14 protein-coding genes are annotated in these 15,120 nt (G+C 62.0%); 1 reads left to right on the top strand and 13 read right to left on the bottom strand.

The features are described from left to right. Positions 1–133: 133 nt before the first annotated feature. Together oadA and BTW07_RS13325 are read right to left on the bottom strand one after the other, a co-directional pair. Complete coding sequence (gene oadA / locus BTW07_RS13320; protein WP_075570672.1) at positions 134–1,954, bottom strand: sodium-extruding oxaloacetate decarboxylase subunit alpha; 1,821 nt, start codon at positions 1,952–1,954, stop codon at positions 134–136. 37 nt (positions 1,955–1,991) lie between these two features. Then, entirely contained in the window at positions 1,992–3,407 is a 1,416-nt protein-coding gene (locus BTW07_RS13325) for an acetyl-CoA carboxylase biotin carboxylase subunit (protein WP_075570673.1), read from the bottom strand. Positions 3,408–3,544: 137 nt separating this feature from the next. On the opposite strand from BTW07_RS13325, the gene BTW07_RS13330 reads away from it, so the two are divergent. Continuing rightward, positions 3,545–4,528 carry a LysR family transcriptional regulator gene (locus BTW07_RS13330; RefSeq protein ID WP_075570674.1) on the top strand — a complete coding sequence of 328 codons (984 nt, stop codon included), beginning with the start codon at positions 3,545–3,547 and terminating at the stop codon, positions 4,526–4,528. On the opposite strand, the gene BTW07_RS13335 is transcribed toward BTW07_RS13330, so the two are convergent. The 11 genes from BTW07_RS13335 to rsfS form a co-directional block, all read right to left on the bottom strand. Then, on the bottom strand, positions 4,525–5,058 hold the full coding sequence (locus BTW07_RS13335) for a GAF domain-containing protein (protein WP_075570675.1): 534 nt from the start codon (positions 5,056–5,058) through the stop codon (positions 4,525–4,527). The genes BTW07_RS13330 and BTW07_RS13335 overlap by 4 nt on opposite strands. 306 nt (positions 5,059–5,364) lie before the next feature. Continuing rightward, positions 5,365–6,354: a lipoyl synthase gene (gene lipA, locus BTW07_RS13340; protein ID WP_198651188.1), complete on the bottom strand. Its 990-nt coding sequence runs from the start codon at positions 6,352–6,354 to the stop codon at positions 5,365–5,367. A gap of 35 nt (positions 6,355–6,389) precedes the next feature. Next, positions 6,390–7,058, bottom strand: a complete 669-nt coding sequence (gene lipB / locus BTW07_RS13345; protein WP_075570785.1) for a lipoyl(octanoyl) transferase LipB — start codon at positions 7,056–7,058, stop codon at positions 6,390–6,392. 5 nt (positions 7,059–7,063) lie between these two features. Next, on the bottom strand, positions 7,064–7,351 hold the full coding sequence (locus tag BTW07_RS13350; RefSeq protein ID WP_075570676.1) for an HP0495 family protein: 288 nt from the start codon (positions 7,349–7,351) through the stop codon (positions 7,064–7,066). A 376-nt stretch (positions 7,352–7,727) separates the two neighbouring features. Continuing rightward, positions 7,728–8,948, bottom strand: a complete 1,221-nt coding sequence (locus BTW07_RS13355) for a D-alanyl-D-alanine carboxypeptidase family protein (RefSeq protein ID WP_075570677.1) — start codon at positions 8,946–8,948, stop codon at positions 7,728–7,730. A 27-nt stretch (positions 8,949–8,975) separates the two neighbouring features. Beyond that, positions 8,976–10,055 (bottom strand): septal ring lytic transglycosylase RlpA family protein, encoded by a 1,080-nt coding sequence (locus tag BTW07_RS13360; protein WP_075570678.1) that lies wholly within the window; start codon positions 10,053–10,055, stop codon positions 8,976–8,978. After that, complete coding sequence (mltB, locus tag BTW07_RS13365; RefSeq protein ID WP_075570679.1) at positions 10,052–11,083, bottom strand: lytic murein transglycosylase B; 1,032 nt, start codon at positions 11,081–11,083, stop codon at positions 10,052–10,054. The genes BTW07_RS13360 and mltB overlap by 4 nt, the downstream gene beginning before the upstream one ends. 35 nt (positions 11,084–11,118) lie before the next feature. Then, positions 11,119–12,261 (bottom strand): rod shape-determining protein RodA, encoded by a 1,143-nt coding sequence (gene rodA / locus BTW07_RS13370; RefSeq protein ID WP_075570680.1) that lies wholly within the window; start codon positions 12,259–12,261, stop codon positions 11,119–11,121. Then, on the bottom strand, positions 12,251–14,146 hold the full coding sequence (gene mrdA / locus BTW07_RS13375) for a penicillin-binding protein 2 (protein ID WP_075570681.1): 1,896 nt from the start codon (positions 14,144–14,146) through the stop codon (positions 12,251–12,253). The genes rodA and mrdA overlap by 11 nt, the downstream gene beginning before the upstream one ends. Before the next feature lie 105 nt (positions 14,147–14,251). After that, positions 14,252–14,719 carry a 23S rRNA (pseudouridine(1915)-N(3))-methyltransferase RlmH gene (rlmH, locus tag BTW07_RS13380; RefSeq protein WP_075570682.1) on the bottom strand — a complete coding sequence of 156 codons (468 nt, stop codon included), beginning with the start codon at positions 14,717–14,719 and terminating at the stop codon, positions 14,252–14,254. Then, positions 14,716–15,084 (bottom strand): ribosome silencing factor, encoded by a 369-nt coding sequence (rsfS, locus tag BTW07_RS13385; RefSeq protein WP_075570683.1) that lies wholly within the window; start codon positions 15,082–15,084, stop codon positions 14,716–14,718. Before rsfS ends, rlmH begins: the two co-directional genes overlap by 4 nt. Between the last annotated feature and the right edge of the window lie 36 nt (positions 15,085–15,120).

Raw genomic sequence — 15,120 nt, forward strand, 5'->3', positions numbered from 1 at the left:
CGATGAAACGACAAAACGCGGAGCCTGGCTCCGCGTTTTTTTGTCCCGCCGATGCCGATCTCGGCACGGGATCGACCCGCGCCTCGATTTCGGCCGGCCATTCGATCTTGACCGGCTATTCGATCTTGACCGGCTATTCGATCTCGATCAGCACTTCGCCAGGCGTGACGCGGTCCCCCTTGGCGACATGCACCGCTTTGACCGTGCCACTGACACGGGCCTGGACCTCCGTTTCCATCTTCATCGCTTCGGTGATCAGCACCGCCTGCCCCTCCTTGACGCTATCGCCCTCGGCCACCAGCACGTCGACGATATTGCCCGGCATCGACGTGGAAACGTGCCCCGGAGCGCTGGCCTTGGCACGGCCGCCGCTCTTGCCCTCCTGCACGAACTCGCCCTTGGCCTCGAACACGACCTCCTCGGGCATGCCGTCGAGCGTCAGATAGACACGGCGCTTGCTGCCGCTACCGCTGCCGACGCCGGTGATCTGAACTTCATAGGATTCGCCATGGACATCGATCACGAACTCGGTCGGAACGCCCTCGGAAACCGGACGCCCGGCCGCGCCGGCGGATTCCGCTGCCGGAATCGCCTCCGGGGTCAGCGTGCCGTCACGGCGGCCCTGCAGGTACTCGCGTCCAAGATCGGGGAACATGGCGAAGGTGAGCACATCTTCTTCGCTTTCGGCGAGCTCACCGACTTCCTTCTCCAGTCGGGTCATCTCCGGCTTGAGATGATCCGCGGGACGGCCTTCGTCGACCGGCTCGTTGCCGATCGCCTTGCGGCGCACTTCGGCATTGACCTCGGCCGGCGGCTGACCGTAGCCACCCAACAGATATCGCTTCACCTCGTTGGTGATCGACTTGTAGCGCTCCCCGGTCAACACGTTCATGGCGGCCTGGGTGCCGACGATCTGCGATGTCGGCGTCACCAGCGGCGGATAACCGAGATCGGCACGCACCTTGGGAATCTCGTCGAACACATCCTGAATCCGGCCCAGCGCATTCTGCTCTTTCATCTGATTGGCCAGATTCGACATCATCCCGCCCGGCACCTGCCAGATCTGCACGCTGACATCCTCGCGGGTGTACTCGCTCTCGAAAGCCGCATATTTCTTGCGCACCTCGCGGAAGTAGTCGCCGACTTCCTTGAGTGCCACCAGATCCAGCCCGGTGTCGTGGGGCGTTTCCTGAAACGCTGCCACCATCGCTTCGGTAGACGGATGACTGGTACCCCCGGCAAAGGCCGAGATACAGGTATCGATATGACGACAGCCCGCTTCCACGGCTTTCATCTGGCTCATCGACGCCAGCCCCGACGTTGCGTGAGCGTGAAGATGAATCGGCACGTCGACCGCGTCGACCAGCGCCGCGACCAGCTCGCCGGTGGCATAGGGTGTCAGCAGGCCGGCCATGTCCTTGATCGCGATCGAATCCGCGCCCATCTCGACCAACCGCCTGGCCTGCTCGACGTACATCTCTCGGGTGTGAACGGGGCTGACGGTATAACAGATCGTCCCCTGGGCATGCTTGCCACTGGCCTTGACCGCCTTCATCGCGGTTTCGAGGTTACGCAGGTCGTTCAACGCATCGAACACCCGGAAAATATCGATGCCGTTATCGGCGGAACGGGCGACGAAGCGCTCGACCACGTCATCCGCGTAATGGCGATAGCCGAGCAGATTCTGGCCGCGAAGGAGCATCTGCAACGGCGTATTGGGCAGCGCTTCCCGCAACGACTGCAGCCGCTCCCAGGGGTCCTCCTTGAGGAAACGTACGCAGGCGTCAAAGGTGGCGCCTCCCCAGACCTCGAGCGAATGAAAGCCGATCGCGTCGAGCTTGGCACAGATCGGCAGCATGTCTTCGGTTCGCATGCGGGTGGCGATCAACGACTGGTGGCCGTCGCGCAGGACGACATCACTGATTTTGACGGATGACGAGTCGGCGTTGTTCATGGTCTCTCCTGTTCTGATCCTGGTTCGTTCGACGCTTTCAAACCCCGGCATGAGCCGCAATCGCCGCCGCGATCGCCAACGCTACCGCTTCAGGGTTGCGCTTGACGGAGTAGTTGAGCAACTCGGGATGGGCGGGAACGAATCCGGTGTCGAAATGGCCGCCACGAAAGTCGGGGTGGCGCAGAATTTCCTGATAATAAGGTGCGGTGGTCTTCACGCCTTGCAGCCGCATGTCGTTCAGCGCGCGGATACCGCGATTGAGAGTTTCCTCCCAGGTCATTCCCCAGACGATCAGTTTGAGACACATCGAGTCGAAATAGGGCGGGATGGTATAGCCCGTATAGATCGCCGTGTCGGTGCGCACGCCCGGGCCGCCGGGCGCGTAGTAGCGGGTGATACGCCCGAAGCTGGGCAGGAAATCATTCTTGGGGTCCTCGGCGTTGATCCGGAACTGCATGGCATAGCCTTGATGGCGCACGTCCTCCTGGCGGTAGGCCAGCCGCTCTCCGGCGGCGATTCGCAGCTGCTCGCGGACGATATCGACGCCGGTGATCGCTTCGGTAACGGTGTGCTCGACCTGGACGCGGGTATTCATCTCCATGAAGAAGACTTCGTTATCCTTGACCAGGAACTCCACGGTACCGGCGTTTTCGTAGTTCACCGCTTGCGCGGCGCGCACCGCCATCTTGCCGACGTAACTGCGCTGCTCCGGTGTCAGCTGAGGACTGGGGGCGATCTCGATCAGTTTCTGGTTGCGGCGCTGGATCGAGCAGTCGCGCTCGAACAGATGGATCACGCCGCCGTGGGCGTCGGCCAGCACCTGAACTTCGATATGCAGCGGATCGACGACGCACTTCTCCATGAACACTTCGGCGCTGCCGAACGCCTTGGTCGCCTCGGAGATCACCCGATCCCAGGCCTGCGCGAGCTGATCCGGGGTATCGCAGCGGCGAATGCCACGCCCCCCGCCGCCGGACGTCGCCTTGAGCATCACCGGGTAACCGATCTGCTCGGCCACTGTCAGCGCCTCGTCGCGGTCGGCCAGATTGCCCTCGGAGCCAGGCGTGATCGGCACGCCGGCCTCGCGCATCGCGGCCCTTGCAGCGGTCTTGTCACCCATCCTGGCGATGACTTCGGCACTCGGGCCGACGAATGCGATGCCCGCCTCGCTGCAGATTCTGGCAAACTCGGCACTCTCGGATAGAAAACCGTAACCGGGATGGATGGCATCACAGCCGGTCTCCCGCGCCAGATTGACGATGCGCCGCGGATCCAGATAGCCGGCCAGCGGCTCGTCGCCGAGGAAGTGGGCTTCGTCCGCGCCTTTGACATGCAGCGAAAAGCGGTCGGGTTCGGTATAGATCGCGACCGAACGAATGCCCATTTCGGCGCAGGCTCGTACAATACGCACGGCAATCTCGCCGCGGTTGGCGATAAGCAGCTTTTTGAACACCGTTGATCCTCCCGGTTGTCGCATTGATGCGCTCGATCTGGTCTCTTACGCTAGCGATCCGGGTACCAATAGAAAAATTGATATTTTTTTGCCAACCTATAAGCTAAACCTTATACCTGATTGTGAGAGCCTACCGAATGTCGCGACCCAACCTGCTCAATCGCCTGACATTCCGTCAGCTCCAGGTGTTTCAGGCCGTGCACCGTCAGCAGTCATACTCCCGCGCAGCCGAACAGCTGGGTCTCACGCAGCCCGCCGTCAGCGCCCAGATCCGACAGCTCGAACAGGCGTTGAGCCAGCCGCTGTTCAAGTATGCCGGCAAGACGCTTCACATCCTGCCCGCCGCCGATGCGCTGGCCGCTTCCGTCCAGTCGATCTTCGGCCAGGTATCGAGCCTGCAGATGGAGCTGTCGGAGCTGGCAGGCACGATACGGGGAGAGCTCAATCTGGCGGCTGTCTCGACGGCCCAATACGTGGTGCCGCATATTCTGGCCCGCTTCCGCGCCCGTTATCCGGAGGTTCAGATTCGGCTACGGGTCTGCAATCGGGCGCAGGCGCTCGAGCGCCTGGCGGAAAGGCGGGATGATCTGGTGATCATGGGCATGGTGCCCGACGATCCCAATCTGGTGTTCATGCCCATTCTGGACAATGAATTGATTCCGGTGGTGTGGCCGGGGCATCCGCTGGTCACGGCCGACCAGGCGACGCTCGAGGATTTCGCGCGTCACTACCTGCTGATGAGAGAGCCGGGCTCTGGTGCCCGCACGGCGTTCGAGGATTTCGCGGCCAGAGAGCGCATCTCCTTGCATCACACCATCGAGCTGGGTACCAACGAAGCGATCAAGCAAGGCGTCATGGCGCATCTCGGGGTGGCGGTACTGCCGCGCCTTGCAGTCCAGCTGGAGCTGGCATCCGGCCTGCTGGCGAGCCCGACCATCTCCGGCTTTCCGCTGAGACGCTCGTGGTGCACGGTCTACCCCAAGGACCGCTATCCCACGCCGGTCACCGAGCTGTTCCTGCGGTTCGTGCGCGAGCTGCTGCCGGAGCTGAATGCCCACTTCCGTGCCCCAATGACGCCAATCGAAACCCCGACGCTGCTGTGCCTGCCCGCCGAGGGCTAGGCGCCGCGACCAGACGCCTCGCGCAGCGGCAACTGGACGCGCAGCACGTGTAGCTGGATCAACTCCTGGGCCAGCGTTGCCAGCAGTTGCAAACGCTGCATATCGTCCTCCTCGAAGGTGCGCGGCAACGTGCCAATCAGGCAGAGCGTTCCCACGCACACGCCCGGCATCACGAACAGCGGGTAGCCCGCGTAGAAGCGAATGAAGGGCGGCCCCGTCACCAACGGGTTATCGGAAAATCGCGGATCCCGCAGCGCATTGTTGATCACCATGGGCTGGCCGTCGGCCACGACATGGCCGCAGAACGAAATCCGCCGTGGCGTTTCACAGACGCTCAAACCCTGGCGCGACTTGAACCACTGGCGATCCTCGTCGATCAGCGTAACCATCGACATGGGAACATCGAAGATCTTTGTCGCCAACTCCGTCAACCGGTCGAATCCCTCGTCGCATGTGGAATCCAGCAGTTGAAGATTTCGCAGCACGGTCAGGCGCTCGACTTCGTTCTGGGGCAAATCCGGTGCAATCATAGTACTGGCTCTTACTCTTCAATACGGAGAAACCATCCGAAAGGCGGGTTCTCGGAACAGAAAATCAGGGAACGGAGAGGCGATTCCGGTTGAGCGGCCCTCACGTCGGACCGAACAGCGCCGATAAACGATCTCCCAAATACGCCCGTGGAGCAAAATCGGATGCATCGACCCATAAAATAGACCGAATTGCGTGGCGAATGCTTGCAACCCCGGGGCCAGATGAGACGGTCTGGCAGCACCCACGAAAAACGGGCTTGCCGGCGTACTGGCAAGCCCGTCCAGATCCTTCCTGACGAGGCAGATCTACTTCACCTCGACCCCATGCGCCTGCTTGTCGGCGTGGTAGGACGAGCGCACCAACGGCCCGGATGCCACGTGCTTGAAGCCCATCGCCCTGCCCTGCTCGGCAAACCAGTCGAAGGTACTGGGGTGCACCCAACGATCGACCGGCAGGTGATTGCGGGAAGGCTGCATGTACTGGCCCAGTGTCAGCATATCGACATCGTGGGCCCGCAAGTCGCGCATGACCTCGATCACCTGCTCGTCGGTCTCTCCGACCCCGAGCATCAGACCCGATTTGGTCATCACTTCCGGGCGGCGCGTCTTGTAACCTTTCAGCAGATCCAGCGACCACTGATAGTCGGCGCCGGGCCGAACCTTGCGGTAAAGCGACGGGACCGTTTCCAGATTGTGATTGAAGACGTCCGGCGCCTCGCCTTCCATGATGTCGAGGGCGACCTGCATCCGTCCGCGAAAATCCGGGACCAGGACCTCGATTTCGATTTCCGGGCTGTCACGTCGAATTTCGCGGATGCAGTTGGCGAAATGCTGCGCCCCGCCGTCGCGCAGATCATCACGATCCACCGACGTCACCACGACGTAATTGAGCCGCATCTCGGCAATCGCTTCCGCCAGCTCGCGAGGTTCATTCTCGTTGAGCGAATTGGGACGACCGTGGGCGACATCGCAGAAGGGGCAACGACGAGTGCAAATGTCCCCCATGATCATGAAGGTCGCCGTACCCCCGCTGAAACATTCACCCAGATTCGGGCAGGACGCTTCTTCGCAGACGGTGTGCAGTCCATGCTTGCGCAGAGTCTGCTTGATATGGGTGATCTTGGGCGAGACCGGCATTCTGACTCGCAACCAGTCCGGTTTCTTCGGCAACGTTTCGGTCGGAATGACCTTGACGGGAATCCGGGAGACCTTTTCGGCACCGCGCAGTTTGACACCGCGCTCGGCGCGCGCCGGCTTCTTGGTCTCGGGCGTTGGCATGACGGTCGTCTCGGTCATAGGTCCCTTCCTGATAGGTCGTGAAACGCCGATAGCTAAGCAGTCGCTACCGGTTCAAAAGCTTGCGGCCAGCCGGATTGCGCGAGCAGCATCGTGGACAGTCGCCTTGCCAGGCAGTCTGCCAGTCTATCGGCTTCGGTGACCCATGATACCGGCTCGGCGACATGGTCACGCAGCTGAGTCATCTTCAGTCCGGCATAGCCGCACGGGTTGATTCGCGCGAACGGTGACAGATCCATATCGAGGTTGAGCGCGACGCCGTGGAAACTGCAGCCTCGTCGGATCCGCAGACCCAGCGATGCGATCTTGTCGTCGCCGACGTAGACACCGGGCGCATCTGGCCGCGCCCGCGCTTCCACGTCGTGATATGCCAGCAGATCGACGACGGCAGTCTCGAGCAGCGTGACCAGTTCCCGGACGCCCAACCCTTGCCTTCGCACATCGAGCAGCGGATAGAGCACGATCTGACCCGGACCATGGTAGGTTATCTGTCCACCACGATCGCTTTCGATCACCGGGATGTCTCCAGGCATCAACAGGTGCTCCGGCTTGCCGGCGCGTCCCTGCGTGAAAACCGGATCATGCTCGACCAGCCAAAGCTGGTCCGGCGCAGCGGCGTCGCGCGTATCGGTGAACTGCGACATCGCCCGCCACACCGGTAGATATGGCTGTCGTCCCAGGCGATAGAGTTGCAGCGCGGACATCGACGTCAAAGCACCATGTGAACGCGGCCGGTCGCTTTCAGATCCTGAAACAGCGCACTCAACTGCGCCTCTCCCGTGGCGTGAATCACCACCCGGATTGACTGAAAACGGCCGTTGCGGCTATCGGACAGCTTGATCGATGCCGGATCGAAACCGGGAGCATGTTGCTCGATCACTTCGCTGACGGCGGCGACGAAATCCTCGGCAGCGTCACCCACCACACGAATCGGATAATCGCAGGGAAACTCGACCTTCGGTCGGGGCAGGTCAACATCGTTGGGTGTCTGGGTCATGGCACTGTCGTTATCTGAGTCATGGCACTGTCGTTATCTGAGTCAGGGCACAAGGGTCATCTGCATGATGACATCAGGCGCTGAAAGTCATTTCCGACCATTCTACTCAACATCCCCCCTGGCACCAACCGGAGCAGACCGCGAGCCTTCTGCACAAGCCGTTTCCCCGGCACCGCATTCCGCTCTAGCCGAGCAGCTCACGGAAAAGGCGCCGCCTTGTCGGCGGCGCCCGATCGCCATTCGATGGAACCGGCTCGAAGGATCGCTCTCAGCCGAATCGTCTCGGTGTTCGAGATTGACCTTCGAGACAGCCCCTTCGCCTAGGTCTCGTCGCCGAGGTCACGTCGCCTCAGTCTTTTCGACCCAGGCAGCCGGCTCAATCGAACAGACCGGTCACGAACAGAACGACGGAGTCCCACAGGCGCTTGAAGATACCTCCCTCTTCGACGCCTTCCAGCGCTACCAGCGGCTCCTGGCCCAGCACTTCATTTCCGGACTTGATCTCCAGGGTGCCGACCTGCTGGCCCGCCTTGATCGGCGCATGCAAGGTTTCCGGCAGATTGAGACGGGCAGTCAGGTTATCGGCGCTGCCCCGCGGCACGGTCATGCTGACCTCGTTCTGGACGCCAAGGCGAACCGTATCGCTTGCGCCGCCCCAGACGCGCGCTTCGTTGAGCACGGAGCCGGCATCGTAGAGTTTGCGGGTCTGGAAGAAACGGAAGCCGTAGTTGAGCAGACGCTGGGTTTCCGCGGCCCGGGCCTCGTCGGAGTTGGTGCCCATGACCACGGCGATCAATCGAGTATCCTGCTTCTTGGCCGAGGCCACCAGGCAGAATCCGGCGGCTTCGGTATGGCCGGTCTTCAAACCGTCCACGTCCGGGTCGCGCCACAACAGACGATTGCGGTTGGGCTGGCGAATGTCGTTGTAGGTGAAATATTTCTCGGAGTAGACCTGATAGTGGTCCGGGAAGTCCGTGATGATATGACGCGCGAGAATCGCCAGGTCGTGGGCGGAAGAGTAATGATCGTCGTGCGGCAGCCCGGTCGGATTCATGAAGTGGCTATTCTTCATGCCCAGACGCTGGGCCTGCTGATTCATCAGATCCGCGAAGGCCGACTCGCTTCCGGCCACATACTCCGACAAGGCCACGCTGGCATCGTTGCCGGATTGCACCACCACGCCCCGCAACAGGTTTTCGACACTGACCTGCGTACCCTCTCGAACGAACATGCGAGAGCCGCCGGTCCGCCAGGCATTTTCGCTGATGCTGACCATATCGGTATCGGAAATACTGCCACCGTCGATCTCCTGCTCGACGATATACGCCGTCATCATCTTGGTCAGGCTCGCCGGCGGCAATCGCTGATCACCGTCGTGATTCACCAGCAGCTGACCGGTGGAAGCGTCCATCAGCACCCAGGACGACGCCGCCAGATCCGGCGGCGACGGAATCAGCTGGCCCGGCTCCGGATTGCTCGCCGACATCTGGCTATCGGGCGTGGGCTGCTGGGCGCTGACTGGAGAGGAAAGCAGCCCCAGGCATAATGACGCCGAGATAACCAGGCGTGAAACAGATGAAGTGAACAACGCTTTCATGACAGTCGGGTTCTCACTGGACGAGGGTTACTGAGTGGGCGCTACCAGGAACGTCTGGCCGTAGCCGGCGTCGCGCAGGGTAGCCCTGATGGATTCGAGCGATGCCAGGTCATTGATGGGCCCGACCTGGACACGATAGAGAGGGGACGCATTGTCAATGCGAACCGGCTGCGACAGCAAGTCTTGCAGGCGGCTTTTCAACGCTTCCGCTCCGGACTGAGAGCCCAGCGCGGCCACCTGCACGTAGCGCTGCCCCGCCGTCGACGATGGTCCCGGGGCCAGCGGGGAGACATCATCGCCAGGCGACGGCGACGGTGCCGACTCGGTAGCGTCCGCATTCGCCGCCGCGAGAACGGGATCGATGCTCGTCTGGTAGTCGATGCTCGAGCCGGCGCCCGTGCCGCTTGCCCTCGAAACGACGGGCTGACGAAGCGACGTCCGGGCAGGTACCGATGGGCTCGCTGTGGCTCGGGAGGCGACAGTATCCTGGTCAGCGCGTGGTCGCTCGCCATTCGACTGGCCATGCGTACGAGCCCAGACCACCGGATCGATGGCCTCGACTTTCACCCGTCCCGTACCGCCCTTGAGAATCCCCAGCCGCGCAGCTGCCGCATAGGAAAGATCGATCAGCCGATCGCTGTGAAACGGGCCCCGGTCGTTCACGCGCACGATGACCTTGCGTCCGTTGTCGAGATTGGTGACTCGCGCATAGGTCGGTAACGGCAGCGAGCGATGCGCCGCCGACATCTTGTACATGTCGTAGGTTTCGCCATTGGCAGTGTCGTAACCCTGGAACTTGACCCCATACCAGGAAGCCCGACCTTCCGCCGAATAGCCCGAGGGGTCGTCGAGCACGTGATAGGTCTTGCCCCAGACGGTATACGTCGAGCGATTGCCGCTCCTCGAGCGAGGCTCGACCCTCGGCACGGCATCCGGCACGTTGGCGACATCCTCGGGCGTATCCGGGTAGGCGTCCTGATCCATCGCGTAACGGCCGCTACCGCCTCCGGAACCGCCCCCGCCAGCGCACCCGGCCAGCAGTGCCAACACAAGCGACACCAGCGTCGAGGCGACAAGCCAGCGCCCTCTCCGGGACCACCTCGTCATGCGCCCTCGCTCATCGCCGTCTGGATACGTTGCGCCAGGGTCGCCACTGCCATGGCGTAAAGATGACTGTGGTTGTAGCGCGTGATGACATAGAAGTTGTCGAGACCCAACACATAGCGGACGTGTCCGTCGGCGAAATCCAGGGCCAACGGGACGACCTTGTCGCCCGGCTGCAGACGTCCCGCCGTCGGCTCGATACCCGCTTGCTCGAGCGTGGTGACCGAGGTATCCGGCGGCTCGGTACGATTGAAGCCGATCGAAGATGGCAGCACCTCAGGGCCACTGGCTTCGACCAGAACCGCCTGGTGGCGGCGCCAGCCATGCTCGCCGAAGTAATTGGCAATACTGCCGATGGCATCGACCGGGTTGTTCCACAGATCCTTCAGGCCATCGAAATCGAAATCCACCGCATAGGCCTGATAGCTCGTCGGAATGAACTGCGGATATCCCATCGCCCCTGCGTAGGATCCATATAGCGTGGCGGGATCGACGCCCTGGCCCAGCGTGATCTCGAGAAAGGCCTCGAGTTCGCCGCGGAAGAATGTGCCCCGGGATGGATGATGAAAGGCCAGCGTCGAGAGGGAATCCAGTACGCGGTGCGTGCCCTTGTGCTGACCATACTGGGTTTCGACACCCAGGATCGCCACCACGATCTCGGGCGGCACGCCGTAGACTTTTTCGGCCCGGGCCAACGCCTCGTGATGCGATTTGAGAAAGGCGACGCCCTGACGAATGCGCTCGGGCTGGATGAAAATGTCGCGATACTCATCCCATCGCAGCCGGCGTTCCGCCGCATGATTCATCGCCTTCAGCACCTGGGGGCGGTACTGCGCCGCCTGCATCGCGGCCTCGAGCTTCTGTCTCGGCAATCCCTGCTGCGATAACCCTTCCAGCATTGCCCCGACGTCGGGGTCGGTGGCCGGATCGAAGTTCTCCTCGGCCTGCGCCACTGCGCTTGCCATGCCCAGCAGACTTACCAACAGCAGACTGATGCTAAATCGACGTTCTCGTCTCCAACGCAACGGCATGCGCGACTGACTCCCTGCTTGCGGCTCTTCCAGCGTCAGTGTGTCAACAGACGCCGGTGCGTGTGAATCGACATGAGAATACCGAACCCGGCCATCAAGGTCACGCTGGAGGTCCCGCCATAGCTGACCAGCGGCAACGGCACGCCGACGACCGGCAGAATGCCGGTAACCATGCCGATATTCACGAAAACATAGATGAAGAACGTCAGCACGATACTGCCCGCCAGCAAGCGTCCATAGGTGTCCTGCGCATTGTTGGCCATCACCAGACCGCGCGAGACCAGCAGCAGATACAGCACCAGAATGGTGCTCATGCCGATCAGGCCGAACTCTTCACCCAGCACGGCGACGATGAAGTCGGTATGGCGCTCGGGCAGAAACTCGAGCTGAGACTGCGTGCCCAACCCCCACCCCTTGCCTTCCAGCCCGCCACTGCCGATCGCCGTCTTGGACTGGATGATGTTCCAGCCGGCGCCGAGGGGATCGCTCTCCGGATTGAGAAAGGTCAGGACTCGCTGCCGCTGGTAGTCATGCATGTTGATCCACAGCAGGGGCGCAGCGCCCCCCGCCAGGGCGACCAGCGCCAGGATGAACTTCCACGAAAGCCCCGCCAGCAGGATCACGAACACTGCCGCACAGGTGACCAGCAGCGAGGTGCCCAGGTCAGGCTGACGAGCGATCAACAGCACCGGGACGCCGACGATCACCGCACAGACGATCAGATCGCGCCAGGTCGGTGGCAACGGCCGCCGATGAAAATAAGCCGCCAGCATCATCGGCATGGCGATCTTCATCAACTCGGAAGGCTGGAACCGTAGCGGACCGATTTCCAGCCAACGCTGAGCCCCCATACCGATATCCCCCATGATCTCGACGGCGATCAGCATCAATAGACCTCCGCCGTAGGCCACCGGCGTCCATCGAAACAAGGTCCCGGGCGAGAACTGCGCGATGACGATCGCGCCCAGCAATGCCACGCCCATGCGCGAGGCCTGCGCCATCGTCGTCGAAGCGGACATGCCACTGGCGCTGTAGAGCACCACCAGCCCGAACGAGATCAGCAGCAACAGGATCGACAACAGCCACGGATCGAGGTGCACTCGCAGCCACAGCGAGCGCTTCCGCCCCACTCGTGCACGATGGTTTCCCGGTGCTACGCGTTGAAAATCAGTCGCCATCGATACTCTCGACTTCTTCGTTGACCGTCGTGTCCGGCGGATCCTTGAGTTCGCTATCCGGCAGCAGCCAGGCATCGGTGAGTTCGCGACCCAGCCCGGATACGCCACCGCCGGCGTTCTCGACGATGACAGCGATCGCGATCTGGGGGTCATCGACCGGAGCAAAGCCGATGAATAGCGCGTGGTCGCGAAGACGCTCGGTCAGTTCATCGGCGTCATACTTCTGGTTCTGCCCCAGTGAAAAGACCTGAGCCGTGCCGGTCTTCGCCGCCATCTGGTACTGCATGCCTGCACCGACCTTGCGGGCAGTCCCTTCGGAACCGTTGAGCACCGCCTCCATGCCCTTGTAGACGTCCTGCCACCAGCGCGCCTTGTCGAGTTCCACGTCCGGCTTGGTATCCGCAAACGGCGGCTCGATGGCTTCATCGCCCACGCGCTTGGCCAGGTGGGGTCGCACCCAGTGACCGTGATTGGCCAACGTCGCCGTGGCAGCCGCGAGTTGAAGCGGCGTCGCCATGAAGTAACCCTGACCGATCCCCGCGGAAAGCGTTTCACCGGGATACCACACCTGGTTGTACTTCTCGCGCTTCCATTCACGGGAGGGCATCAAGCCCGGCAAGGCGCCCTGAACGTCCAGTGAAGTGACCTCGCCGAAGCCGAACTGGTGCATGAAGGCGGATAGCCGATCGATGCCCAGGCGATAGGCCATGGTATAGAAGTAGGTGTTATTGGAGACCTCCAGCGCGCGCTCGAGGTCGACACGGCCATGGCCCCAGCGCAGCCAGTTGTGGTAACGCCGGGTATCGTTGGGCAGCTGGAAATAGCCCGGGTCGTAGATGATGTCATCGGGCTTGACCACCCCATCCTGCAGCGCAGCCAGCGCTTCGAACGGTTTGACGGTGGACCCCGGCGGATACTGGCCTCGCACCGCACGGTTATACAGCGGCAGATCGAGATTTTCCTGCAGGGCACGATAGTCCTTGTAGGAAATTCCGGTGACGAACTTGTTGATATCGAAGCCCGGCGCCGAGACCATCGCCAGGATGTCGCCCGTCTTGGGCTGGATCGCCACGATAGCGCCGCGCCGCCCTCCCAGCAGATCGTATGCCATATGCTGCAGGCGACTATCGATGGTCAGCGTGATGTCCTTGCCCGGCACGGCCGGGCTTCGCTCCAGTTCGCGCAGGACCCTGCCACGCGCATTGGTTTCGACCTTGCGCAGGCCGGCCTTGCCATGGAGCGCATCTTCGTAGGTGTATTCGATGCCGGTCTTGCCGATGAAATGGGTCCCGGCATAGTTGCCCGGATCGAGGTCGGCCAGCTCCTCCGCGTTGATTCGCCCGACGTAGCCCAGAACGTGTGACATCACGATGGGGTCGGGGTAATAACGCATCAGCTGCGCCTCGACCTCGACCCCACTGAGCAGATAGCGGTTCACTGCCAGCCGGGCAATCTGATCTTCGGTCAGATCGCTGATCAATAGCGCCGGCTGATACGGCCTCTGCCGCTGACGCGAGCGCTCGCGAAAAGTCTCGACCTCATCCTCCGGCAGATCCAGGATGTCCACCAGGCGCTGCAGCGTGGTGTCGAGATCGTCGACGCGTTCGCGCACGATGGTGAGATTGTAGGTGGGACGGTTTTCCGCCAGCAGCTTGCCGTGTCGGTCGTAGATCAGGCCGCGACGCGGAGGGAGCGGCTCCACTCGCATGCGGTTGTTGTCGGAGCGGGTGATGAAAACGTCGTGCTCGATGACCTGCAGGTAGACCAGGCGCGAGACGATCGCCCCTGCCATCAGCACAATGATCAGTGCGGCAACCAGCGAACGATGACGAAAGACACGAACTTCACGCTCGTGATTCTTGACGTTTTCCCGACGTTTACGCATGAGGAGAACGGCGATTCCTGTCGATGACCGGCTGCGAGCCGTCACGACGTCCGATGGCATCGCTTTCGGTGGCGTCAAATGGAAACAAGCGACTGACTCTCTGGCTCAGCGGTGATACGGATGTCCTGCGAGCAATGTCCAGGCGCGATAGAGCTGTTCTGCCAGCACGACCCGCACCAGCGGGTGCGGTAGCGTCAAGGCGGATAGCGACCAGGACTGTCGAGCACGAGCAACGACTCGGGGATCGAGACCGTCAGGCCCTCCGACAACCAGTGCGATGTCCTGCCCTTCCAGGCGCCAGGAATCCAGCTGCCGGGAGAGCTGCTCGGTCGTCCAGGCCGCCCCTTTGACCTCGAGTGCCACGATACGTTCCTGATCGCGCAGTTTCTCCAGCATCCGATCACCCTCGGCCTGGACCGCCCGCGCCACGTCGGCGTTCTTGCCGCGAGAACCGGCCGGGATCTCGATGATCTCGAACGGCATCTCCCGCGGCAATCGCTTGCGGTACTCATCGACGCCAGCCTCGACCCACGCGGGCATGCGCGAGCCGACCGCCAGCAGCCGAATTTTCACCCGCGAAGCTCTTGCCGATCCGCTTCCCGTTGCGAATCCGACGGCAAGTCAGCCCACAGGCGCTCGAGATCGTAGAGCTGGCGAGTTTCCGGCATCATCACATGCGCAATGACATCGCCCAGGTCCACCAGCACCCATTCTCCGCTCTGCTGCCCTTCGACACCCAGCGGCCGCAGGCCCGCTTCTTTGACCTTCTCCACCACGTTTTCCGCCAGCGCAGAAACATGCCGCGATGACGTACCGCTGGCGACCACCATGACATCGGTGACACTGGTCAACTCGGCGACATCCAGCTCGACGACGTCGCGCGCCTTGAGCTCTTCCAGCGCCTCGACCACCAATGATTTAAGCGTATCTGTCTGCATAGCTCCTCGTCATATAGCCCCTCGGATGGGGAATCG

The sequence above is a fragment of the Salinicola socius genome (assembly GCF_001937195.1).
Lineage (GTDB): Bacteria > Pseudomonadota > Gammaproteobacteria > Pseudomonadales > Halomonadaceae > Salinicola > Salinicola socius.

Coding starts and splice junctions, on each gene's coding strand:
- oadA (WP_075570672.1), bottom strand. CDS start 1,954: ATGAACAACGCCGACTCGTCATCCGTCAAAATCAGTGATGTCGTCCTG.
- BTW07_RS13330 (WP_075570674.1), top strand. CDS start 3,545: ATGTCGCGACCCAACCTGCTCAATCGCCTGACATTCCGTCAGCTCCAG.
- BTW07_RS13335 (WP_075570675.1), bottom strand. CDS start 5,058: ATGATTGCACCGGATTTGCCCCAGAACGAAGTCGAGCGCCTGACCGTG.
- lipA (WP_198651188.1), bottom strand. CDS start 6,354: ATGACCGAGACGACCGTCATGCCAACGCCCGAGACCAAGAAGCCGGCG.
- lipB (WP_075570785.1), bottom strand. CDS start 7,058: ATGTCCGCGCTGCAACTCTATCGCCTGGGACGACAGCCATATCTACCG.
- BTW07_RS13350 (WP_075570676.1), bottom strand. CDS start 7,351: ATGACCCAGACACCCAACGATGTTGACCTGCCCCGACCGAAGGTCGAG.
- BTW07_RS13355 (WP_075570677.1), bottom strand. CDS start 8,948: ATGAAAGCGTTGTTCACTTCATCTGTTTCACGCCTGGTTATCTCGGCG.
- BTW07_RS13360 (WP_075570678.1), bottom strand. CDS start 10,055: ATGACGAGGTGGTCCCGGAGAGGGCGCTGGCTTGTCGCCTCGACGCTG.
- mltB (WP_075570679.1), bottom strand. CDS start 11,083: ATGCCGTTGCGTTGGAGACGAGAACGTCGATTTAGCATCAGTCTGCTG.
- rodA (WP_075570680.1), bottom strand. CDS start 12,261: ATGGCGACTGATTTTCAACGCGTAGCACCGGGAAACCATCGTGCACGA.
- mrdA (WP_075570681.1), bottom strand. CDS start 14,146: ATGCGTAAACGTCGGGAAAACGTCAAGAATCACGAGCGTGAAGTTCGT.
- rsfS (WP_075570683.1), bottom strand. CDS start 15,084: ATGCAGACAGATACGCTTAAATCATTGGTGGTCGAGGCGCTGGAAGAG.